The organism is Cellvibrio sp. QJXJ (genome assembly GCF_024452345.1).
Lineage (GTDB): Bacteria > Pseudomonadota > Gammaproteobacteria > Pseudomonadales > Cellvibrionaceae > Cellvibrio.
Genome location: NZ_CP101662.1, coordinates 1,350,737 through 1,373,279, shown reverse-complemented (window position 1 = coordinate 1,373,279; position 22,543 = coordinate 1,350,737). Strand labels below are relative to the sequence as shown.

At 51.1% G+C, this 22,543-nt stretch carries 23 protein-coding genes and 1 tRNA gene; 14 read left to right on the top strand and 10 right to left on the bottom strand.

Annotated elements, in window-relative coordinates:
- The first annotated feature begins 22 nt into the window (after positions 1 to 22).
- Positions 23 to 1,390: a KAP family NTPase gene (locus NNX04_RS05885; RefSeq protein ID WP_007640446.1), complete on the top strand. Its 1,368-nt coding sequence runs from the start codon at positions 23 to 25 to the stop codon at positions 1,388 to 1,390.
- A 269-nt stretch (positions 1,391 to 1,659) separates the two neighbouring features.
- On the top strand, positions 1,660 to 2,511 hold the full coding sequence (locus NNX04_RS05880) for an alpha/beta hydrolase (protein WP_007640448.1): 852 nt from the start codon (positions 1,660 to 1,662) through the stop codon (positions 2,509 to 2,511).
- Positions 2,512 to 2,662: 151 nt separating this feature from the next.
- Here NNX04_RS05880 and NNX04_RS05875 read toward each other — a convergent pair whose 3' ends face one another.
- From NNX04_RS05875 to NNX04_RS05865, 3 genes are all read right to left on the bottom strand, one after another.
- On the bottom strand, positions 2,663 to 3,325 hold the full coding sequence (locus NNX04_RS05875; protein WP_007640449.1) for a hypothetical protein: 663 nt from the start codon (positions 3,323 to 3,325) through the stop codon (positions 2,663 to 2,665).
- Positions 3,318 to 3,671, bottom strand: a complete 354-nt coding sequence (locus tag NNX04_RS05870) for a hypothetical protein (RefSeq protein ID WP_007640450.1) — start codon at positions 3,669 to 3,671, stop codon at positions 3,318 to 3,320. Before NNX04_RS05870 ends, NNX04_RS05875 begins: the two co-directional genes overlap by 8 nt.
- 249 nt (positions 3,672 to 3,920) lie before the next feature.
- Positions 3,921 to 3,996 (bottom strand) — tRNA-Arg (locus tag NNX04_RS05865).
- Between the two features lie 185 nt (positions 3,997 to 4,181).
- On the opposite strand from NNX04_RS05865, the gene NNX04_RS05860 reads away from it, so the two are divergent.
- From NNX04_RS05860 to NNX04_RS05850, 3 genes are all read left to right on the top strand, one after another.
- Positions 4,182 to 5,633 carry a rhomboid family intramembrane serine protease gene (locus NNX04_RS05860; protein WP_261947776.1) on the top strand — a complete coding sequence of 484 codons (1,452 nt, stop codon included), beginning with the start codon at positions 4,182 to 4,184 and terminating at the stop codon, positions 5,631 to 5,633.
- Positions 5,620 to 7,134 (top strand): hypothetical protein, encoded by a 1,515-nt coding sequence (locus NNX04_RS05855; RefSeq protein WP_261947775.1) that lies wholly within the window; start codon positions 5,620 to 5,622, stop codon positions 7,132 to 7,134. Before NNX04_RS05860 ends, NNX04_RS05855 begins: the two co-directional genes overlap by 14 nt.
- A gap of 124 nt (positions 7,135 to 7,258) precedes the next feature.
- Complete coding sequence (locus NNX04_RS05850) at positions 7,259 to 7,606, top strand: PilZ domain-containing protein (protein WP_261947774.1); 348 nt, start codon at positions 7,259 to 7,261, stop codon at positions 7,604 to 7,606.
- A 27-nt stretch (positions 7,607 to 7,633) separates the two neighbouring features.
- Here the strand turns inward: NNX04_RS05850 and NNX04_RS05845 are convergent, their stop codons facing one another.
- Genes NNX04_RS05845 through NNX04_RS05815 form a run of 7 tightly spaced genes read right to left on the bottom strand, consistent with a single transcriptional unit; the run spans position 7,634 to position 13,938 of the window.
- Positions 7,634 to 9,727 carry a flagellar biosynthesis protein FlhA gene (locus tag NNX04_RS05845; protein WP_007640461.1) on the bottom strand — a complete coding sequence of 698 codons (2,094 nt, stop codon included), beginning with the start codon at positions 9,725 to 9,727 and terminating at the stop codon, positions 7,634 to 7,636.
- Between the two features lie 2 nt (positions 9,728 to 9,729).
- Positions 9,730 to 10,860: a flagellar biosynthesis protein FlhB gene (gene flhB / locus NNX04_RS05840; RefSeq protein WP_261947773.1), complete on the bottom strand. Its 1,131-nt coding sequence runs from the start codon at positions 10,858 to 10,860 to the stop codon at positions 9,730 to 9,732.
- Complete coding sequence (gene fliR, locus NNX04_RS05835) at positions 10,853 to 11,653, bottom strand: flagellar biosynthetic protein FliR (protein ID WP_007640466.1); 801 nt, start codon at positions 11,651 to 11,653, stop codon at positions 10,853 to 10,855. The genes flhB and fliR overlap by 8 nt, the downstream gene beginning before the upstream one ends.
- 4 nt (positions 11,654 to 11,657) lie before the next feature.
- A complete protein-coding gene (locus tag NNX04_RS05830) occupies positions 11,658 to 11,930 on the bottom strand; it encodes a flagellar biosynthetic protein FliQ (protein ID WP_040391591.1) in 273 nt (90 codons plus the stop codon).
- A 42-nt stretch (positions 11,931 to 11,972) separates the two neighbouring features.
- Positions 11,973 to 12,737 carry a flagellar type III secretion system pore protein FliP gene (gene fliP / locus NNX04_RS05825; protein WP_261947772.1) on the bottom strand — a complete coding sequence of 255 codons (765 nt, stop codon included), beginning with the start codon at positions 12,735 to 12,737 and terminating at the stop codon, positions 11,973 to 11,975.
- Positions 12,734 to 13,102: a flagellar motor switch protein FliN gene (gene fliN, locus NNX04_RS05820; protein ID WP_007640472.1), complete on the bottom strand. Its 369-nt coding sequence runs from the start codon at positions 13,100 to 13,102 to the stop codon at positions 12,734 to 12,736. The genes fliP and fliN overlap by 4 nt, the downstream gene beginning before the upstream one ends.
- Positions 13,099 to 13,938: a FliM/FliN family flagellar motor C-terminal domain-containing protein gene (locus tag NNX04_RS05815; protein ID WP_040391593.1), complete on the bottom strand. Its 840-nt coding sequence runs from the start codon at positions 13,936 to 13,938 to the stop codon at positions 13,099 to 13,101. Before NNX04_RS05815 ends, fliN begins: the two co-directional genes overlap by 4 nt.
- Positions 13,939 to 14,354: 416 nt before the next feature.
- Between NNX04_RS05815 and NNX04_RS05810 the strand changes: the two genes are divergently transcribed.
- From NNX04_RS05810 to flgN, 9 genes are all read left to right on the top strand, one after another.
- A complete protein-coding gene (locus tag NNX04_RS05810) occupies positions 14,355 to 15,818 on the top strand; it encodes a sigma-54 interaction domain-containing protein (protein ID WP_261947771.1) in 1,464 nt (487 codons plus the stop codon).
- A 53-nt stretch (positions 15,819 to 15,871) separates the two neighbouring features.
- Entirely contained in the window at positions 15,872 to 16,225 is a 354-nt protein-coding gene (locus NNX04_RS05805; protein WP_315973078.1) for a flagellar hook-basal body complex protein FliE, read from the top strand.
- Between the two features lie 41 nt (positions 16,226 to 16,266).
- Positions 16,267 to 17,964 carry a flagellar basal-body MS-ring/collar protein FliF gene (gene fliF, locus NNX04_RS05800; RefSeq protein ID WP_261947770.1) on the top strand — a complete coding sequence of 566 codons (1,698 nt, stop codon included), beginning with the start codon at positions 16,267 to 16,269 and terminating at the stop codon, positions 17,962 to 17,964.
- Positions 17,936 to 19,003, top strand: a complete 1,068-nt coding sequence (locus tag NNX04_RS05795) for a FliG C-terminal domain-containing protein (RefSeq protein WP_007640482.1) — start codon at positions 17,936 to 17,938, stop codon at positions 19,001 to 19,003. Before fliF ends, NNX04_RS05795 begins: the two co-directional genes overlap by 29 nt.
- Before the next feature lie 9 nt (positions 19,004 to 19,012).
- A complete protein-coding gene (gene fliH / locus NNX04_RS05790; protein WP_261947769.1) occupies positions 19,013 to 19,717 on the top strand; it encodes a flagellar assembly protein FliH in 705 nt (234 codons plus the stop codon).
- A 3-nt stretch (positions 19,718 to 19,720) separates the two neighbouring features.
- Positions 19,721 to 21,055, top strand: coding sequence for a flagellar protein export ATPase FliI (fliI, locus tag NNX04_RS05785; RefSeq protein ID WP_007640486.1), 1,335 nt, complete (start codon positions 19,721 to 19,723; stop codon positions 21,053 to 21,055).
- Between the two features lie 30 nt (positions 21,056 to 21,085).
- On the top strand, positions 21,086 to 21,508 hold the full coding sequence (locus NNX04_RS05780) for a flagellar FliJ family protein (protein WP_007640488.1): 423 nt from the start codon (positions 21,086 to 21,088) through the stop codon (positions 21,506 to 21,508).
- Positions 21,509 to 21,664: 156 nt separating this feature from the next.
- Entirely contained in the window at positions 21,665 to 21,949 is a 285-nt protein-coding gene (gene flgM, locus NNX04_RS05775; RefSeq protein ID WP_040391595.1) for a flagellar biosynthesis anti-sigma factor FlgM, read from the top strand.
- The gene (flgN, locus tag NNX04_RS05770; RefSeq protein WP_261947768.1) at positions 21,946 to 22,404 is read left to right on the top strand and encodes a flagellar export chaperone FlgN; all 459 of its coding nucleotides are present in this window, start codon (positions 21,946 to 21,948) and stop codon (positions 22,402 to 22,404) included. Before flgM ends, flgN begins: the two co-directional genes overlap by 4 nt.
- Positions 22,405 to 22,543: the final 139 nt, after the last annotated feature.

The window sequence follows — 22,543 nt, the reverse complement described above, 5'->3', positions numbered from 1 at the left end:
TGGAAAATAGGAAGGTTGATTAATGTCTAACATAGCTTTTGAACGCTGCTTTCAAGGTGAAAAAGGAAGAGATGAATTCCAGCGAGAACCCGTTGCAACCAAAGTCATTTCGTTACTAGTTTCTGATGCACATGTATCACCAATGGTTATTGATGGTGATTGGGGCACAGGGAAAACAGAGTTCTGCCATAAGTTAATTAATAAATTTAAAGCGGAACACGACAGGTACCGGATTGTTTATGTGGATGCTTTCAAGGCAGATCATGCTGATAATCCGTTGATGACTATTCTGGCTGAAGTACTAAAACTTTTACCTGAGGGTGAGCAACGCAAGGGGCTTATTCAAAAAGCATTGCCAGTTATACGCTATGGATTAAAGACAGCATTGAAGGTAGGCGTAGGTCATGTGCTAAGAAAAAATGCAGATGACATAGCTGATGAACTCGAAGACGTTTTTGAGGAAACGACGGAAAAAATTATTGACGCCTCAGTTGAGGCGCTTCTTAAAGAACATGAGAAAGCAGAAGAAAGCCTAAATGCGCTTCAAAAAATCTTGACCCGAATTGCTGAGGAATCACCAATAGTTATATTCATTGATGAGCTAGATCGTTGTCGCCCCGACTTCTCTTTAGAGATGATTGAAGTAATTAAGCACACATTTGATGTTGTGGGAGTTAAATTTGTACTCATAACCAACACCAAACAATTGACTGCAGCCATCAACCATCGATATGGCAGTGAGGTTGAATCGCAACGTTACTTGGACAAATTTTTGAGATTCCGGTTTTCATTACCGAACACCTTAACCCAAAGCAGGCATGATAGGACTCTCGCAACTGCAACACATTTTTACTGCCTTGTTAATCAAAGCTCAAGTTTGCAAAATACTAATCTTGCTCGCTCCGATTACAGAGTAAAAAAATTTATTGAATTGCTCATAGATATCAATGGGCTATCGCTTAGGGAGGTAGAAACTTTTGTACGATACTTAGAGATATATCAAGCACTTACATCAAACAATGGATTGGCTCCTAATTTAATAACTGGATTTCAATTTCTTAGAGTATTTGGCGTTTTTCTATTTTGCTTTGAACCAAAAATTACAGATAGCATCTTCCGAAACACAGTAACTGCGAAAGAGATTTTAAATCTTCTGAATGTCAAAGATCTACCAAAACTAATCCCTAATGAGCACAAATATCCTGAAGATCATGAGGTGATTGCAGTAATGCTTGCAAGGGAAAGCAAGGCTGTAGCTGATAGATTTGTCAATTTGAATGAAGACTGGCAAAGGCTTTTCGTCGATTTTTTTGACCGCAGGCATCATGGTCATGGCAAGTACATAAACATTGTTATTGAAACATTTAATATTCTCTCATTCAGGTTTTAAATTCTATTGATATCAAGTAGAAAATGTTTTTGCAGGAACGGACACCTCTGATTCAAGAATTATAAGAGATTACGCATGACACAACACACCTAAATTTCAGGATGAATACAGAGCAAAACTTCCCGAATTGGCATAGCTAACTTTTTGAATCAAGCGAAATAATTAATAACTGCCTGTTCTTGGTCGAAACATACCCTTGAGCAAATAGTATTTTCAACGGAAACCCATAAAAAATTACGGCATTAGGAAATAAATTCAAGGATTACATTATGTTTAATTTGAGGATCGCGATTTTATTTTGTTTGTGTGCAATGCTGCCGCTACGGGTTTTGGCTGCCGAGTTGAATTCCACAAAAAGTTTTGAGCTACCGCATACTCACAAGGTGGCAATAACGTCGCCATCGGGTATTGCGTATGAGTTAGTTATATCGCTTCCCGCCAGCTATAAAAACTCACCCAATAAACGCTACCCCATACTGTATTACACGGATGCTCAGTGGGACGCGCCATTGTTGAGTTCCATTTACCAGGATCTGGCCTTCGACAAAGCCGTACCGGAATTGGTGATGGTTGGTATTACCTATTCCGGTGTAAAGCCCAACTATACAGCGCTACGCACCAAGGATTTAACGCCAACAAAGGACGAGAATTTTGTTAGTGATTCGGGCGGTGGCGAAGCATTTTTGACATTTATTAAAGAAACGATTATCCCAAAAGTGGAAAGTGAATACCGGATTGATACCCGTCAGCGCACTATTGCAGGCTGGTCATTTGGCGGACTATTTGCACTTTATGCCATGTACAGCGAACCAGAGTTATTTACGCGATGCATTGCAGTTAGCCCTGCAATTCCTTGGGACAATCAATACATCAGTCAACTAGATGATGAATTCTTTAAAGCAAACAGCAAGTTCAGCGCTCGGCTTTTTATCTCCTATGGGTCGAATGAAGCACCAGCCTTTGTAGCATCTGTTTCTAAATTCCAGAATAAAATTAAAAATAGGAAAAGCACGAATCTGCAGCTAATGAACTACGGCGTAGAGAATATGGCTCATGCGGGTGCAAAGGCTTCAGCCTATGCTCAAGGTCTTGTTTGGGTTTGGAAAGATATTCAGCCTTAGAATGTAGTTGGGCATACTGACCAGCCTACATAAAGCGCTGATGTCCACTTCTGGCCGTTTTGAGTCCTTCAGCTTCCGCCCCTATAAATACCCAAGGGTCCCTTGGGTATTTTTTTGCGGTGATGTTTAGTTTTGGAGGAGGCGACGGCCTTTATAGTCTGAATTTTGCTAAATGAAAGTGGCTAATTAAATTTTCAAATACCCTGCGTCCATCATTACTGCTTACATTAAATTTATGAGGTGTTTCATCGGTGACTACGGATTCTGCGCCTCCATCTTTCAGTGCTTTATGCAGTGATTCCATTGGGATTTTTGGGTTTTTAATATTGCTGAATACATGAAAGTTTAAGATGCCTTGAACACCTAATAGCTTTGCTGCTTGAACAATTGCCTTGCAAACGCCTTCATAAAGCTTTTGATTGACGTTAACTATCGCGTCACGGCCAATTTGGTGTTCATTTTCGACATTGAGATTTTTTACATAAATATCGCTAATTAAATCCGATGCCTTAACGTTGTAGCAACGCATGCCGATTTTTACGGCTGCAAAAATATCATCAGGTTTTTGGGCGTCTACGCCAAAAACCCAATAATCCTTGTCTATTTTCGCTGCCCATTTTTGTGGCGATACACTTTTATCTTTGAAACCCGATATGGAAATGCCGTGTTTAGACTTCCATACACTTATATCGTCATAGCAAGTTCTTAATACAAAATCTTTTTTGTCTTTGCCGTTGTTGAAAATAATATCTGCATCAGTCTTGTAGGCTGGGGTTCCTTCAGCAATCGTTAGAGCTCCTTTCTCTTTAGTCATTTTGATTATCTCCCTCTGCGCCTTGCGCTAATGATTCAGACGTTCTGGCAAAAACATAACAGTCGCCTCCTTGCTCGCAAATTAGCCGGTTTGCATTGGTAATTTGTTTGCTTCTATTGGAACTGTCGTTAAATTTACTTTCTTCAAAGTGGCTAACATCAAAAATTTCAATTAATTCCATTTCCTCTTGTTGTAGAAAAGAATCGAATTTCTCTTGGGCTGTTTGGGCTGAGTCAGCAGCAACTAGATAAACCCCAAGAATCCAATCAGATCCATCAATATTCATTGGGGAATAAGCAGTTAATGAGGCTTTGTGGTCAATAACCCAGATTTTATTACCATTCATGGTGTGGTGATCCTTTGTTGTGATGTTTAAGAACGGCATGAATTCTACTATCCAACCCTTTAAAAAGAGTGAGGTGCTTCAAATTTTGTTTGTGCCTTGGAAATTTATCGCGGTTGGGTGTTTTTAAAAAAAAACAATAAAACCCCGTATTCCGCTAGGTTTCATACAGGCCACGTATAACCGAATAAATTAATTTTTAAGCTGTGTTGTTTGGGGTGAAGCAGAAGGGAAATACTACGAAGGAAAAAATGGCGTCCCCGGCGGGAATCGAACCCACATCATACGCTTAGGAGGCATACGTTCTATCCGATTAAACTACAGGGACGTGCGGGCGGGATTATATAAACAACCTCGGCAAAAACCTATAGTTAATATTCGTTACCTTTTATTCGTTCAATAATTGGCCAGTTGTTCTGCTGGAATAACCGGTCGGGTCTGCATCGACTTTGCGTGTGCTCAAGGTTAGTATTTGCGCTGGTTCACACACGCAAACGGAATGTACGATAACAAATGATCATTGTCCCTACTGAAAAGTCCCTCGATTGGCGCCATGCGCCCCTTGTGCTGTGCACCTTGGTGTTTATCAATGTGATGGTGTTTTTCCTGTACCAAAGCAGCGATACCCCCAAAATTGTGGAGGCCATTAGCAGCTATCACGCGCAGGGCTTTATTCAGGATGAATGGCCGATTTTTGAGAAGTACCTGGAGCAGCAGGGCGATGCGCAGTTGGAGGAGTATCGCCGCCAATATGCCAAGGCCGAGTACGACTACATAATTGCCGACTTGCTGATGCGCGAGGATTTTTACCACTACTTGCAAACCAACGTGCGCAGTTACCTCACGCCGGATCGTTTTGAGCAGTGGGTTACGGAGCGGGCGCGCTTGCATGGGCTGATTCAGTCGCTCAGTTATGTCGCCAATGGTTTGCAGGCGAATAAATTATCCATCCCCAGTTTTTTAACCCACCAGTTTTTGCACGGCGACATTATGCATTTGCTGGGCAATATGTTTTTCCTGATTGTGTGCGGTTTTGCGGTAGAGGCGGCGATTGGGCATTGGCGGTTTTTGCTGTTTTATTTGCTGTCGGGTGTGGGCGCAGGTTTTGCGCAGGTGGCGACGGATTGGACGAGTAGCCAGCCGTTGATCGGTGCTTCCGGTGCTATCTCCGGGGTGATGGCCATGTACCTCGCGGTGTTTCGCTTTAAGAAGATCGAGTTCTTTTATTGGTTCTTCTTTTTGGTGGGTTACTTTCGCGCGCCCGCGCTGCTTATTTTGCCGTTTTATATCGGCAAGGAAATTTACCAGTATCAAACCGATACCGACTCCAACGTCGCCTTTATGGCGCACGCCGGTGGGTTTATTGCGGGTGCGCTGTTAATTGGTGCGGCGTGGCTGCTGAATCGCTCGCTGTTTAATGACGATTATATTAATAACGAGCAGGGTGTAGACCCGGCGCAAAAAACCATGGCGGAAATTTATGAAGCCATTGAAAAGTTCCGCTTTGAGCGCGCACTGCAATTAGTGGATGGGCTTATCGCCGCGCAAGGCAATCAATTTGAGTTGGTGATGATTCGCTACAACCTGTTGAAAATTGAACGCGGTGCGGCGCTAAACCCGGCAGTGATCACACTGCTGACCTTGCCCTTACTCACACCGGAGCAGATTAAAAAACTGGAGCGGGTGTGGGTGGATAACCCGGATGTACATGAATCCTTAACGGAAAGTGCCGCGCTAAAATTAGCCATGCAATTTGCGGCGCTGGAAAATCCGCGCGCGGCGGAGCAATTGTTTATCCAACTGACGCAAAAGGGTTGCACTAATCCCGCCATGAGTGTGTTGGCGACTAAATTGGCGGCAGCGTTTTTACGGTTGCGCGATATGACTAAACGCGATCACTACGAACAACTTGCCACACAATTCTCTACAACCACCGGACAGGGAGCCGAGCGTGCAGTACTGTAAATATCATCCGCTGGACGGTGCGACTTATTATTGTGAGCAGTGCAAGGTGCACCAGTGCGATCACTGCGTGGACGACGAGCCAGTGCTCGCGCGTTGTTTTGTGTGCGGTCACAATCTGGAAAGCTTGGGTTCGGGCAACAAAGCCGAACCATTTTGGCGGCGGTTGCCTGAGGCGTTTAAATATCCGCTCAATGCCTCATCCATGAGTTTGATTGTGATTACCTCCATCGCCTCGGTATTAGCCATGCTCATGCCGTTTTTATGGATTTTGTCGCTGCTGCTGTATTTATTCGCCGCCGGTGCGCTGCTCAAATACAGTTTGACCTGCCTTGAGCACACCGCGCTGGGCGAGATGAAAGCGCCGGATGTATTGGATGCTTATCAAGGTGGTATTAGCCTGCTGTTAAAGCTGCTGGTGATCACGGTAGTGTTGGTGTTATTGGTGGGCGCGGCGGCGAATTACCTTGGCCCAGCCGTTGGTGGTTTGCTGGGTTTTATCGTGGTGATTTGTTTCCCGGCAATTCTGATTCGTTTTGCGCAAACGGAAAGTATGCTGGAGGCTATTAACCCTATGGCGGCGCTGGCGTTAATCGGCGCGATTGGTTTGCCCTACGGTTTGTTGATGGTGTTTATCCTGATCATGATGACCTCGGTTGGTTTGCTGCAGGAATGGATCGGCCAATTATTTCCGGCGGTGTCTTACGTGTTTCAATCCATGGTCTCCAGCTATTACACGCTGGTGGTATTTCACTTGATGGGCTACATGCTGTTCCAGTATCAAGACCAACTGGGTTACAGCGCACGCAGCGATGACGAGGAGGAACAACCCAAACGCGAGGCGGCAGATCGTTTAGCGGCGCAAATTCAAGTGCTGTTAAAAGAGGGCGATTACGAGCGGGTGGTGACGCTTTATTATCAAGCCTTTAAACAATTCCCCAACGATGCGCGTTTTTTCGATCAATTTTTTGAGCTGCTGTACACCTGCAAAAAAACTGCGCTGATGGCGGATTTCGGCTCGACCTATTTGCACTTTCTCAATCGCAAAAAACGCACCGACAAACTCACGCCGGTGTTCAAACAAATACGTTTGATTGCGCCCGACTTTCTACCCGACGCACCCGCACTGCGCGTACAACTGGCAAGCTCGTTAAAACAGCAGGGCGATGTTGCACTGGCGGTGAAATTACTTAACGGCATGCATAAGCAGTTCCCGGATTACGCCGAATTGCCCCAGGCGTATTACTTGTTATCCACCATTTTGGAACAGCTGCCCAACATGCAAGCGCAAGCCGACAAGTGCCGGCAAATGGCGCAGCAGTTGGAGAAAATCGCCGAGCGCAAAAAGCTGGCAGCCGCTATGGCGCAGGCAGAGCTTGCGACGAACAAACCGCTCTCGGTAAAAACACCGGGGCGCAGCCCATCCGCCATGGTGACTAAAAGCGGGTTGCACTTGGAATTGGTGCCGATTGAGCCGGTGAACAGTGCGGAGCAGGCAGATTAATCTTTACCTGGATACCTGCGTGCGCAGGTATGACGATTTAATAACCAGTCTCAGGTGTGGCGATTTAATAACTTGGCGCTGGTGGTCGCCTTACCCGTTTTAGCACTGTTTTTTGGGGGTTATTATGCGCAATCAAAGTCGGCTTATTTTTCGCTCCATCTTCCGCGTTAAGGTGAGTAACCCCAAAAGCGGCGCGCTTATTGGTTATGTGGGCGATGTATCGGAATTTGGTTTCAAGCTCTTGAGCGACACGGCGATAGAGCCTGGCTCGCACAGGGATTTACGCCTGCGCATGCGCCTCGCGGAAAATGAATTGCTGCAAATTGATTTGCAGGCAAGTTGTCGTTGGTCCGGTGTGAATGAAAAAACCGGTTATTTTGAAGCGGGTTTTATTCTGGAACAGCCCTCAGCAGAATTCACCGCCCTGGTGGAAAAGTTACGCATCATGCGTAACGCCTTCGACGAAGAATAAGAAGCCTGGCTGCCTCGCCAACGGCTTCTATCCAAGGCTCCCCAAAATATTTACACCCACTTTCTCGGGTATTTCATTTTGCGATAACACATGCAGGCCGGGGCTAAATACCCGTGCATAACGCGCTAGCAGCGGGCGCAATTGTGGCATAACGGCCAGAATGGGCGGGTGGCCTTCGCTGCGCAGTTTTTCTTTGACTACCGGCATAGACGTTTGCAATTGGTTGAGTAGGTTGGGCTCTACCGGAATATTATCCAAACTCACTGGCCCCGCTTGTTTGGCAATGCTAAGCGCGCTGAGCAGGGTGTTTTCCAGGGTGTTATCCAAGACAAATACCGATAACTCACTGCGATCACCCGCAATGCTGGACACAATATTGCGGCGCAGGGCAAAGCGTACATCGGAGGCGAGCAGTACCGGGTCTTTGGTGCTTTCGCTGCCTTCTACCAGCGCGGTGGCGACGCTGACAATATCTTTTAACGACACTTCCTCTTGCAGCAATTGGCGATACACCTTGTGCTGTTGGGTAAAGCTGAGTTGGGTTTTTAAGGCATCCGCTAATTTGGGGGCGAGCTGCGCCAGGCGCTGCATTAAATGTTCTACATCGTCGTGTTTAAAAATTTCCGGTAAGTGTGCGCGAATCACTTTATTTAAATGGGTTGCGATGACACTGGCGCAATCAATGACTTGATAACCCAAATTTAACGCGCGGGTTTTTTCGCTCGGTAAAATCCATACCACTGGCATGCGGTAGGCGGGGTCGATACCTAAAATGCCGTCGGCTTCGCCGTAGAGTTCGGGGGAGGGAATGGCCATCAGGCGATCGGCATGTAGCTCGGCGCCGTCAATTTTTTCGCCGTTAATGTAAATATTGTATTGCGCCGCCTTGAGCCGCAGGCTGTCGCGGATTTGTACTTCGGGCAATAAAAATCCTAAATTTTCCGACAGGGTTTGCCGCACACCGCGCACACGTTGAGCCAGTGGTGCGCCTGCGGCTTGGTTCACTAATCCCACCAGTTTGTAACCGAGTGAAATAGATACGGATTCCACCGCCGGAATATCGTCCCATGCCAAATGTTGCGCTTGCTCCTGACCCATAGCCGCGGTGATAGCCTCGGCTTCATCGAGGCTGGCGTCAGCGGGATTGGGGTTGAGTGACACGCGCCAACCAATAAAGGCAATCAGTGCGGCAAAAGTCATAAACGCCAGTTTGGGCATGCCGGGAATCAGTGCCAGTAAAAATAAAATCCCTGCCACGGTGTACAGCAGCGATGGTGTCGCCAGCATTTGGCGCTGGACTTGTTGGGTAATTTCGGAGGATTCATTAATACGCGTAACAATAATTGCCGCCGCTGTGGAGAGCAGCAGTGCGGGAATTTGTGCGGCCAAACCATCGCCAATGGCGAGTAGCGCATATTGCTGGAAGGCTTCGCCCGCGCTCAGGTTGTGCATAAACACACCGATGGCAAAACCGCCGAATAAATTGATCAGCAGAATTAAAATACCGGCAATCGCATCGCCGCGTACAAATTTGGATGCACCGTCCATTGCACCGTAAAAATCCGCTTCTTTGGATACTTGTTGGCGACGTTGTTTGGCATCTTCCTGGCTGATTAAACCGGCGTTCAAGTCGGCATCAATCGCCATTTGTTTACCGGGCAATGCATCCAGCGTAAAGCGCGCGGTCACTTCAGAAATACGTTCGCCGCCTTTGGTGATTACGATAAAGTTCACGATCATTAAAATCATGAACACCACCATACCCACAATAAAATTTCCGCCAATCACTACCTCACCAAAGGCTTCAATCACCTTACCGGCGGCTTCGGTGCCGGTGTGGCCTTCGAGTAATACCACGCGGGTAGAGGCCACGTTTAAACACAAACGCATCAAGGTGGTGACCAATATCACCGTGGGAAAAAGCGAGAAATCCAGCGGGCTTTTGGTGGACACACTGGTGAGTAATACCAGAATGGATACGGCGATATTGAAGGTAAATAAAATATCCAGCAGCAGCGGTGGCAGCGGCAAAATAATCATTGCCAGTATCGATAAAATCAGCAGCGGAATACCAATGCGGCCACTGCGGAGGTTCGGCATAAGTTGCTGGAGTAAATTCATGGTTAAGTCCTGTTGGCCATGCTGGCCGGAATATTAAGGTTGTTCGCCAATTGCGGTTTATTTCTGCGCCCCTGCCGGTAAGCCCGCAGTTGCAAGATGTAACTCAGCACATGCGCCACGGCGGTATAGAGCGGGGCGGGAATTTGCTGATTAATTTGGGTGGTGAAATAAATCGCGCGCGCCAGCGGTGGAACTTCCACAATTTCCAGTTGGTGTTTGGCGGCGAGTTTTTTAATGTAGAGCGCTATGTCATCCACACCTTTGGCGAGTACATAAGGCGCCTTGGCTTTTTTAAGGTCGTACTTGAGTGCGACGGCGTAATGCTGTGGGTTCACAATCACTACATCGGCATTTTTTATCACGCGATTAATTTGGCGCTGTAGCATTTGTCGCTGCAGTTGTTTGATGCGCGCTTTGACTTCCGGGCGGCCTTCCTGATTTTTGTGTTCTTCTTTGACATCCTGTTTGGTCATGCGCAATTTTTTCAGGAAAAAGAAGCGCTGCAAGGGAATATCAATTACCGAAAAAAGTACAAATACCGCCAGCAAAATCAGCGTGGTATTAAACAGCAGGTCAAACGCCTGGGTGATGGCGCTGGTTAAATCCATGCGTTGGAATTCCAGCAGGCGCGCACTGGCATCTATCACTAGCCACCAGGCGGCGAGCAGCAATACAGTAATTTTTAATAGGGATTTAAGCAGCTCGCTCCAGTTCTGTGCCGACACAATTTTTGCCAAGCCTTTTAATGGATTGAGCCGACTAAATTGTGGCATAAAATTTTTGCTCGCAAATACCCAGCCGCCGGGCACCAGCGACAGGCATATCACCAGCAGTGGTGTAATCAGTAGTGGCAATAACAGCATGCCGAACAATAATAAATTCTGGGTGAGTAGCAGTGGCAGATCGTTTAAATCCATTTCTGCCTGATGAAAGTTGATGTAGGAAATACGAAAACTTTCATGCAGGGTATCGGCATAAAAACCAAAACTGTATTTGAGTACAAACAGGGTTACCAACAGCGAGATAGTGGTGGCTAAATCTTTCGAGCGGGCGACCTGACCTTCGTCGCGGCTCTTTTTAAGTTTCTGCGCGCTGGCCTCTTCGGTTTTTTCCTGGGAACTGTGTTCAGACACGGCTTCCCTCCTGCAAGATGCGCCCTATGGTATCGAGCAATTCGCGGGTTAAATGCAGGTAACTCTGCGGCATATTGGGCAGGGTTAAATAAATGCACAGCAGGCCGACTAAAATCGTAATCGGGAAACCGAGCGAGAAAAGGTTCATGGCCGGTGAAATGCGGTTGAGCAAACCAAAACAAAATTGCACCAGTGCCATACAAAAAACAATCGGCAAACTAATCAGTACGGCAGCAGAAAACATCCAGGCCATGCCACGCAAAAATCCTTCAATACCTAAATAATGCAAACCGCCACCGACCGGCCAATAGAGAAAACTTTGGTAAATAACGCTTACCGTGAGCAGGTGACCATCGATAGAAAAAAAGATAAACACCAGCAAAATAAAATAAAGCTGGTACACAATCGACGATGAAGAAACACCGTTGGTCGGGTCGTTATAGCGCGCCATGCTCATGCCCATTTGGGTGGAGATAACTTCGCCCACCAGCATGAAAATAATAAATACCAGTTGCAGCATTAGCCCGAGCAATACGCCAAATAAAATCTGTTCAATGCTGGTGAAAATACCTTTAAGCGAGAGCGGATTAATATCCGGCGGCACTGGCAAAGCATTGGTGAGTGCGGCGGTAATGCCCAACGCCAGCAGTACACGAATACGAATGGATACCGCTTTGTGATTAAACAGCGGCGCCATGCTGAACAGTGCCAGCAGGCGACAAAACGGCCACCAGTAAGCCTGCATGTCATGCATGAGCTGGCTGGCGTCAAGCAGGGGCGTGGCCGTGACCATGGCGCTAGCCGACCAAACTGCCCGCGAGCTGGAATATTTCCACGAACAAATCGCTCAGGGTTTGCAGAATCCAGGTGCCCGCAAATATCAACATGGCGAGGGTGATTAACAGGCGTGGCAAAAAGCTCAACATCTGTTCGTTAATTTGGGTGGCGGCCTGAAAAATACTCACCAGCAAACCGCCAATCAAACTGGGCACAATGAGTACACACACCACCAAACCGGTGATGTAAATCGCATTGGCGATCAGCGTAGTAGCCGCTTCAGGGGTCATCATAAATGGCGATTCCGTGGGTAGAGGTGGTGCTGTTGAGCGTCGCTAAAAGGGTTGGATGCTGGTAGTGAGTGTGCCGACCAGCAGCGTCCAGCCATCTACCAAAACAAACACCATCAATTTGAATGGCAGTGAGATCATCATGGGCGAGAGCATCATCATGCCCATGGCCATGAGCACGCTGGCGACAATCAGGTCGATTACTAAAAAGGGCACAAAAATCATAAAGCCGATTTGGAAGGCGGTTTTTAATTCGCTTAATACAAAGGCGGGCAGCAGTACAAAAAAGTCCAGCTCGGCCAGATCGTTCGGGCGCTCCTCCTCGGCGAGGGCGAGCATGGTGTCCAGTGAGCTGCTGCTGGTTTGCGCCAACATAAAGCGGCTCAGGGTATGTTTGGCTTCAGTTAAACCCTGTTGCAGGGTGATTTGATCGGCCTCAAAGGGCACGTAAGCCTTGGTGTAAATTTCTTGCCCGACCGGGCGCATCACCAACAGGGTGAGGCAGAGGGCAACGCCGATTAATACCGGGTTGGGCGGGCTTTGTTGCAAGCCAATCGCCTGGCGCAAAATCGCCAGCACGATAATAAAACGGGTAAAGCAGGTCATCATCATCAGCATGGCGGGCAAAAACCCGAGCAGCGACATCAGCACCAGAATTTGCAGCTTTACGCTCATTTCCTGACCGCCGCCTGCGGTGTCGTTGAACTGCAGCAGCGGAATATCGCCACCCGCCGCCCAGGCACCCAAGGGGCTGAGCATTAAGCCGCATAAGAGTGTTACGCCCGCAAGCAGTCGGCGCCTGGCACTCATGCTGTCAACCCGTCCAGTTTGGTACCGCTTAATTCCACGATGCGCAAACCGTAGTTGCCGTTCATTACCACCACTTCCGCTTTGGCGAACAGGGTGCCGTTGACCTTCACGTCCAACGGTTCACCGGCGAGTTTGTCGAGCATGATCACGCTGCTGATATCCACTTCCATCAAGTCCTTGAGCGGGATTTCTGTAGAGGCCACTTCCAGGGTGACATTGACCGGAATCTTGCCGAAGAAACTTAAATCCTGTTGCGCTATGGCGGGGGCTTCGGGGGCGCTGGGTTCGCTGGTGAGCGGCGGCAGGCCCAAGTCGTTGGAACCCATCAAATTGTCAAAGTCACTGTCGCTAAAAGAATTGTTCATGATGTTTTCACGCTCTCCAGTGAAGTTAAAAAGAGGGCGCCATCGTCTTCAAAGAGGGCGCCGCGAAAGAGTTTTTCCTGATTGATTTCCACATCGCAGCGGTCGCGCATACGCATCATCACTATGTCGCCAGTGTTGAGCGCCAGCACCTGGGCGAGCGGCATTTGCAGGGAGGCAATCACACAGTTGAGCCTGACCGGCAGGTGTTTGATTAGCTGGATGGGGCTGACGCCGGTCGTAGGTGGCGGTGGAGGTGCCATGCGGCTGGTCAGTTCATCGACCAGTTGGGTATCCAGATAAATAAAGATGGATGCCTGTTTATTGGTGATATGGCTGTGGTACTGGAACTCGGCGATGTACTCCCATTGGATCTCCTCGTAGGCGTTATCAAACGCCTTGAGATCGCCAAAGGTTTCACCGGCCAGCAGCGCCTGGGCAAAAATTTGCGCGACATCTATACCCAGGCGGCTGCGCATACGCTGCTCGGAAATACTCACCGGCGGCGCGTCCTGGTTGGGCAGGCAAATGCCGCCGTAATAGCACTCCAACACTTCGGTGAGCAGGGTGCGATCCATGGAAAACCCCACCTTGCCCAACGCCGAACGGTAAATACATTCAGCATCGGTAGCGCGTTGCTCATGCACCACCACATTGATCAGCTCCAGATTAATCCGGTAGTTGCGCAAAAAGTAATCGCTAATCACCCGTGGGTACTTGTTGGAAAGCTCCCGAATGTACATGGGAATCTTGTGATAGTGGCGCCCCAGCTTCTGCGGCTTTAACCGAATCAGCTGGTCGCTGGCTACCTTGTGCTGAACTTTCGCATTACCTGTCATGCGCATTTCCTGTACTGGATAGGTGTCGCTGAGATATGTGTGGCTGTGATGCATATCACGGGGAGACTGATAACAAAGTCAGCTCTCGTTGCGGGCGGAGTATAGGAGCGAGTGCGCGGCGAAATTAAATCAATAGATATCAAAAGCTGTTTGTGAGGGGTTTTTAGCTGTTTTGATTTTATTTGATGCCAAATGATTTAGCGCTTGGTGAGGGGCTTGTTATGGTTCGGATGCGTGAAGTGGTTCACAGGTTAAGTGGCGTTGTATCACACAGTTGTTGTGATCTAACAAAGCGACCCGGTGGCGAAAAAACTTTAGCGCTGTGCAAAAAAAACAGCTTCATACCCTGAACCTGACCCGGCGTACCGGGTTAACCCAACAATCGGGATGCAACCCACAAAAGGTGATTGACGGTGATGTCTACAAGCCAATCAATAAACGTTGCTGCTGTGAGCAAGACCAGTGAAAGAGGCAATAGCCGCGCCAGTGACCGCCTGTTCGGCGAGTCGGTTGCGGCGCGCAAGGTCATTATTCTCGGTCACTCGCGCGACGATGGTTACAGCCTGCTTACCAGCGGGTTGGCGCATCGCAATTGCCAAATTATTCACTGCGCCCAGTTTTCCGAACTGAGCGCCAGCCTTATCGCCCAGGCCAGCCTGATATTTGTGTTTGTCAGCAGCTTCACTGGCGGCAGCCTGTTTGCGCGCATTGGCGCGATGATTGGCGATGCCCCTAATATCAGTGTGATTCCGGTGGTGGAATACGCCGATCAACAAAAAGCCGCCGCGCTGCTGGAGTTGGGTTGTGTGGACTATTTATTGGCGCCGTTTAGCGCGCCGCAACTTAACGCCTTGCTGCAACGGCAGGAGTCCGGTTTGGCCGCCGAGGAGAGTTTTGTCTCCTGTTCGCAAGCGGGTCGCCGGTTATTGGCTATGGCCCAGCGGGTGGCGCTGGCACGCGCGCCGATCCTGATTACCGGTGAAACCGGCACTGGCAAGGAGATGATGGCGCGTTATATCCACCGTTTTGCTGCCAGTGACAGCGCTCCTTTTATTGCCGTGAACTGCGCGGCTATCCCCGAGCAAATGCTCGAATCCCTATTGTTTGGCCATGAGCGCGGCGCCTTTACCGGTGCCACTGCCGCCCAGCCCGGCAAGTTTGAATTAGCCAATGGCGGCACCTTGCTGCTGGATGAAATCGGCGAATTACCGCTGGGCTTGCAAGCCAAGTTATTGCGTGTACTGCAAGAGCAGCGGGTAGAGCGCTTGGGCGGGCATAAAGAGATCCCGCTTGATGTACGCATTATCGCCGCCACTAACCGCGACTTGCAGCAGGAGGTGGCCGAAGGCCGTTTCCGCGCCGATTTGATGTTCCGTTTGGATGTATTGCCCCTGCATATTTGCCCGCTGCGCGAGCGCAAAGACGATGTGTTGCCGCTCGCTCGTCGCCTGATTCGCAAACATGCGCCCCATGAACAGCGCGATGACCTGCTTACTCCCGCCGCCTGCGAGGCACTGCTGGCGCACGATTGGCCGGGCAATGTGCGCGAGTTGGAAAATATGCTGCAGCGTGCATTGGTGCTGCGCAATGGTTTGTTTATCCAGCCGCAGGATCTGGGTTTGAGCTTGCCGGCAGTCAATACGGGTGCGCCGATGAAATCCCTTGCGGGCGATATGAGCGCCGATCTCAATGCGGAGATGTGTGGCAAAGCCGCCCTGCGCGCCAGTGGTAAATGGGCGGAATACCAGCACGTAATAGATACCATCCGCCGCTTTGGCGGCCATAAAACCAAGGCGGCCGAGAGTTTGGGCATGACCCCGCGCGCCTTGCGTTATCGCTTGACCGCCATGCGTGAGCAGGGTGTACAGATTACTTTTTAACCCTCGCGCTTATCGTTAATGCAGCACACAACAGTGGATAGAGAACAGTGGCTATGAATTCAATTACACAGGTACAGCAGGATTTGTTAGGGCGCATGGAGCAGATGAAACAAGGCGCCGAAGGCCCGGTGATCGGAGCATCACCGCTGTTTGAAACCATGGAGTTGGCGGGGGAAGCTGCCCCCAAAGACGGCTTTCGCGCAGCCTTTGGTGATGTTTTCAAAGCCATCGATAACCAGCAGCACAAAGCGGGCGCCTTGACTGCTGCGGTAGATTCCGGTGCCAGTGATGATTTGGTGGGCGCCATGGTTGAAAGCCAGAAGGCCAGCGTGTCGTTTTCGGCGCTGATGCAGGTGCGCAACAAAGTGACCAGCGCCTTTGAAGAGATTATGCGCACGCCGCTCTAATCCCCCATTTCCTAACCCCTCCATACCAATGAGATATTCATATGGTGCAGTTTATTAAAGACAGGTTATCCAGCCGGGACGGTGGCGGTTTTAAGCTCGACCCGCGCATCGCGCTGATGATGATGGCCGTGATCGCGGCCATCGCCGCCATCAGCGTGGTGGTGTATTTGTGGCGCGACCAGGGTTCCTTTCGCCCACTTTATGGGGCAGGTGAAGACTATCCCGCCGCCGAAGTGATGCGCGTATTGGATGCCGAAGCGATTGGCTACAACCTGCACCCGCAAAGCGGGCAAATACTGGTGCGCGAGGATCAGTTGGCTCGTGCGCGCATGTTGCTCACCGCCAAGGGCATTCAAGTGGCTATGCCTTCGGGTTATGAATTGTTTGATAAAGAGGAGCCGCTCGGCTCCAGCCAGTTTGTGCAGGACGTGCGCTTAAAACGCAGCCTGGAAGGTGAACTGGCGCGCTCGATTATGACCATGAAAGGCGTGGACATGGCGCGTGTGCATTTGGCCTTGCAGGAGAGCACCTCGTTTGTGGTGAGCAAGCGCGACCCGGCCAAAGCCTCGGTGATGTTGCAGTTGGCGCCGGGTTACAAACTCAAGCCGGAGCAGGTCAGTGCCATTGTTAATCTGGTGGCGAGCAGCGTGCCGCAACTGGCCAGTGGCGATGTGAGTGTGGTCGATCAGCAGGGTGTGCTTTTATCGCGCGGCCTGAATGAAAGCGCGGGCCCCTCGCAAAGCTGGGAGCTGGTGGATGGCTATCAAGCCAAGGCTGTGAGCAATGTGGAGGAGGTGCTGGCGCCGATTTTGGGCGCAGGCAATTACCGCATCAGCGTGGCGGCGGATATCGACTTCAGCCAGCGCGAGGAAACCTTTCAAGCCTATGGCGATAACCCGCGCCTGCGCTCGGAAATTCTGCGCGATGAAAGTGTGCTGGATCAGCTCGCCCTGGGTGTGCCCGGTTCCCTGAGCAACCGCCCGGTACCGCCACCGGAAGAAGTTCCCCCTGCCGATACCGAGGCTGCCCCTGCACCCGCTGAAGGTGAAGCCGTGGCCGAGAGCAGCGTGGAAAATAAAGCGGCGACCTCCCTGCGTAAAGAATCCAATCGCCAGTTGGAGTACGACCAATCCGTTACCCATATCAAACACGCACCCTTTGCCCTGCGGCGCCAGAGTGTGGCGGTAGTGTTGAACGCGAGCAGTGCCCCCGAGGGTGGCTGGACACCGGAAGCCCGCGCCGAGCTGGAAGCGATGGTGAAAAGCGCAGTCGGTTTTGATGAGAAGCGCGGCGACTTGCTGACACTGAGTGTGTTTCCGTTTACCAAACCGGTGGAAATAGTAGAGAACATCCCCTGGTGGGAGAGCGCCCGGGTGTATGAACTGGCCAAAATGGGCTTGTTTGGGCTGGTGAGTTTGCTGCTGTTATTCATGGTAGTACGCCCGGCCATGCGCAACCTTATCCGCTCCAACCAGCAGTTAATGCCGCCCATGGTGGAACCACCCTTGGCGCTGCGCACCGAGCAGAACCCGGCACGCGGCTACGGCAGCGAGGGTGCACCGCATATTCTGGGGGAATTTAATCCGCTCGCGGAAATTCGCCTGCCCGCACCCGGTTCGGGGCTGGAACTGCAAATCGAACATTTGCAGATGTTGGCTAAAAATGATCCTGAACGTGTGTCCGAAGTCATTAAACAATGGATAGGTCGAAATGAAAGAACCCTCAATCCAGCCAGCTGATGAGCGCAGCTCTGCCGCGCTGAAAGACGCTCCGGCGCGCGTGGCCTCACGTGCGCTCAGCCCCGTTGAACAAGCCGCCATTCTGCTCCTGAGCATGGGCGATTCCACCTCGGCAGGTGTATTGCGCCATTTCTCGCGCGAGGAGATTGTCAGCATCAGCCAAGCCATGGCGCGCTTGAGCAATGTGAAGCAGCCGATGGTGTCGGAAGTGATCAGCCGCTTTTTTGAAGACTACAAAGAGCAGAGCAGCATCAAGGGTGCGTCGCGTTCGTATCTGTCCGGCATGCTCGGCAAGGCACTCGGCAGCGATATTACCCGCGGCTTGCTCGACAGCATCTACGGTGAAGAAATCCGCGCCAAGATGGCCAAAATGGAGTGGATCGACCCGCGCCAATTTGCCGCACTCATCGCCAAGGAACACGCGCAAATGCAAGCTGTGTTCCTCGCCTTCCTGCCGCCAGCCATGGCCAGTGAAGTGCTCGAATGTATGCCAGCGGCGAGTCAGGATGAAATGCTCTACCGCATCGCCAACCTGAGCGAAGTGAACAGCGATGTGATCGCGGAATTGGAAGAATTGATTGATCGCAGCTTGTCGGTATTGTCCACCCAGGGCTCGCGTGTGCGCGGTGTGAAGCAGGCGGCGGACATCATGAATCGCTTTAAGGGCGACCGTAACCAGATGTTCGAATTACTGCGCGCCCACAACAAAGATCTGGTGGGCAAGATTGAGGATGAAATGTACGACTTCTTTATCCTCTCGCGCCAAAGTCAGGAAGTATTGCAAGCCCTGCTGGAGGCTATTCCGCTGGATGAGTGGGTGGTGGCGCTCAAAGGTGCTGAACCGGCGCTGGTCAAAGCGATTATGGCGGCCATGCCCAAGCGGCAGGCGCAGCAGATGGAATCCATCAATCGCCGTCAGGGGCCGGTGCCCTTGAGTCGCATTGAGCAAGTCCGCAAAGACATCATGGCGGTGGTGCGCGACATGGCCGCCAACGGCGAAGTGCAATTGCAGTTGTTCCGCGAACAGACCGTTGAATAAGGGGCAGATATGACGGTTAAAGTGCTTAAAGGGGCGGGTAAAGGGTGGCGGCCGTATCGTTTTCCGCCACGCGCCAATGTCAATTCCAGCCTGCAGGCCAGCCAGTGGGGCAGTGACCCGGAAGCGATCCAGCGCGCCATTGCCGATGGTTTTCAGGAGGGCTCGGAAAAAGGCTATCAACAAGGCTTGATTCAAGGGCAGGAAGAAGGGCAGCGCGATGGTTTTACCCAAGGGCATATTGAAGGTGTGGCGCGCGGCCGCGAAGAGGGGCGGCAGCAAGGGCGTGAGGCGTTTGAAACCGCCAGCCAACCTCTCGACCAGATTAGCCAGCAGTTGCAAGCCTTTATGGAGGACTTTGAACGCAAGCGCCGCCGCGAGTTGTTGCAACTGGTGAAAAAAGTCGCTCAGCAGGTAATTCGCTGTGAGCTGACCTTGCACCCCACACAATTATTGAATCTGGCAGAAGAGGCGCTCGCCGCCATGCCCACCGAGCAGAGCGATGTACATGTGCTGCTCAACCCTGAGGAATGCAACCGTATCAAAGACCTGGCACCCGGTCGCGCTGCTGCCTGGCGGTTGGTGCCCGATGACAAATTGGTGCTGGGCGAATGCCGCATAGTCACCGCGCAAACCGAGGTGGATATTGGCTGCCAACAGCGGTTGGATGCCTGTGTGGATACCCTGGCTGAACATATGCATTTGGCCGAGGGCTAACCCGTGAGCAGCCCATCGCCGCTGGAGGATTTTAAGCTCGACGATGCCCTGCGCTCGCTGGATCGCGTACAGCTGGCCAAGGTCAGCGGCCGCTTGGTGCGCGTGTCGGGCATGTTGCTGGAAAGCCACGGTTGCCAGCGCATGACTGGCCAGCGCTGCTACGTGGAGCAGGGCGATGGCAGCATGCTGGAAGCGCAAGTCGTCGGTTTTAACCGCGATATCAGTTACCTCATGCCGTTCAAAAAACCCATCGGTTTAACCGCCGGTTCCCGCGTATTTCCCGCTAAAGACGAAGCCCTATTGCAGATCGATGAATCCTGGCTCGGGCGGGTGCTCAACGGCCTCGGCGAACCGCTGGACGATTTGGGCAAGCTCAGTGGTCGCGATACCTTGCCCACCGAATTACCGCGGGTAAATCCACTTAAACGGCGCCCGGTATCGGCGCCCCTGGATGTAGGTGTGCGGGCGATCAATGCACTGCTTACTCTCGGCAAAGGCCAGCGCGTCGGGCTGTTTGCGGGCAGTGGTGTCGGTAAAAGTGTGCTGCTGGGTATGATCACCCGCCAAACCGCGGCCGACGTGGTAGTGGTTGGTTTGATTGGCGAGCGCGGGCGCGAAGTGCAGGAATTTATCCTCCATTCACTCGGCGAAGAAGGCTTACGCAAAGCCGTCGTGGTGGTCGCACCAGCCAATGAATCGCCTTTGATGCGGATGAAAGCCACGGAGTTGTGCCACACCATCGCCGCCTATTTTCGCGATCAAGGCAAAGACGTACTGCTGTTGGTGGATTCGCTCACGCGCTATGCCATGGCGCAGCGTGAAATTGCGTTGGCACTGGGTGAACCTCCTGCGACCAAAGGCTATCCGCCCTCGGTATTTGGCATGTTGCCGGAGCTGGTGGAAAGCGCCGGTAATGGCGAAAGCGAGCGCGGTAGTTTGAGCGCGCTCTACACCGTATTAGCCGAAGGTGATGACCAGCAAGACCCGATTGTGGATTGCGCCCGCGCCATTCTGGACGGTCACATAGTGTTGTCGCGACGCTTGGCCGATGTGGGGCACTACCCGGCGATTGATATTTCCGCCTCGGTCAGCCGCTGTATGACCCAAGTGACGGAACCGGCACATCAGGGCGCAGCGCGGCAGTTAAAAGAGTTTTACAGCACCTACGAAAAAATCAAAGAACTGATCCCACTGGGCGGTTACACACCGGGTATGGATCTCAAAACCGATCAGTCGGTGCAGTTAGCGCCCGCCATTGAGCGCTTTTTGCGGCAGGAAGTGGGCGCGGGCGCCGATCTGGAACAGAGCCTTGTCGGGCTCAAAACTATTATTCGTTAATGGCAGGGTTCATTAAGGTCAGCAGCAGCCATGAAAGAGCAATTAGCCGTTTTATCCCGTTTGGCGAGCTTGCGCGGCACCAAGGTGCAGCAAATGCTGGGGCGGGTGACATATCAACAAAACCTCTGCCAGCGCTATCGCAACAATATTACCGGCCTTAACCGGCTGTGCAGTTTTACCGTGCCCATGACTACGCCGCTACAGCGCAATAACCAGCAGCAATACAAAGCCACTCTGCACAAAATGGTGGAGCTGCAACAGCGCGAGTTGACGCTGGCGGAAGAAAACCTGGCGCGTATCCAGGTGGAATTAATGGCGGCCATGCGCAGCGAGAAAATCGTCGCCCATGTGATCGACGCCAAGATGGCGCAGTGGCAAGTGCAGCTCAATCAGCAGGAGCAAAAAATACAGGACGGTCTTGCCGCACAATCCTGGTGGCGCGCGCAGGGTTAACCGGCAGGGGGAGTGTTTGTGACTGACGGTAAACCGGCGCATTAAAATTTTTTGCAATGCGATTTAAGTGATCGCCAAAATTGGTCGCTTAGTGTTGGTAACGACGCTAATGAAGCGCAACAATTGATAGCAACACTCTTATTTCAGGATCTCATCATGGAAATCAGCAGGCACATTAAATCTGGCTACAGTGCCCCCACTGAGGCCTCAGCCAGTGGCAAAACCGACGCTGTAGCTCAGGCAAAAGCGGCGGCATCGGCGCAGAGCAGCACGGCCGAACCGCGCCTGGAAGAGTTGCAGGAAGCCATGCGCGCACTGCCGGAAATCGATATGGACCAAGTCACCGCCATCAAACAAGCATTGGCCCGCGGCGAGTTAAGCAGCGATGTAAAAGTGCTCGCCCACAGCATTCTGGCGTATCACCGCAGCAGCGATCTATGACTGGCAGCGGACACATCAGTCGCGCCCAGCAATTAGTCCAGGTGGCGGCGCGCGATATAGAACAGGATTGCACTGACTACCAGTGTTTGCAGGGTTTAATGCAAAGCCTGTACGAACAGCTATTGCTGCGCAACTGCGAGCAAATTGAGCTGCTCAACCAACAGATTCTTGTACTCATTGACTTTATTTCCACCCGCGCCACGCGTCGCCGGAAAATATTGGCTGCCTTTGCTATTCCTGCGGCGGCAGGCAACCAGGGCATAATCAATTTATTGTGCACCTTGCCTGATTCGGCGCAGCTGTTAGCGCGCTGGTCGCAATTGGAAGGTTTTGTCCGCGAGACCAAAGCGCTCAACGAACGCAACGGAAAATTACTCGCCATGCACAATGAAATCATCCAGCAGATTTTAGGCGGGCAGCAGGCGGAGCAGGTTTATTCGCCGCAGTATTATTGATCTCCCGTAATCATCTTCGCCCGCTGTGCATTTGCGCAGCGGGCATTTTTTTATCTGCGTTTTGTCTGTTCTTGTGTATTTATTCCTGCCTGTTTATTCCTACGTGTTTATTTAAGCCCTGCAGTTTTTTTGTCGCCTG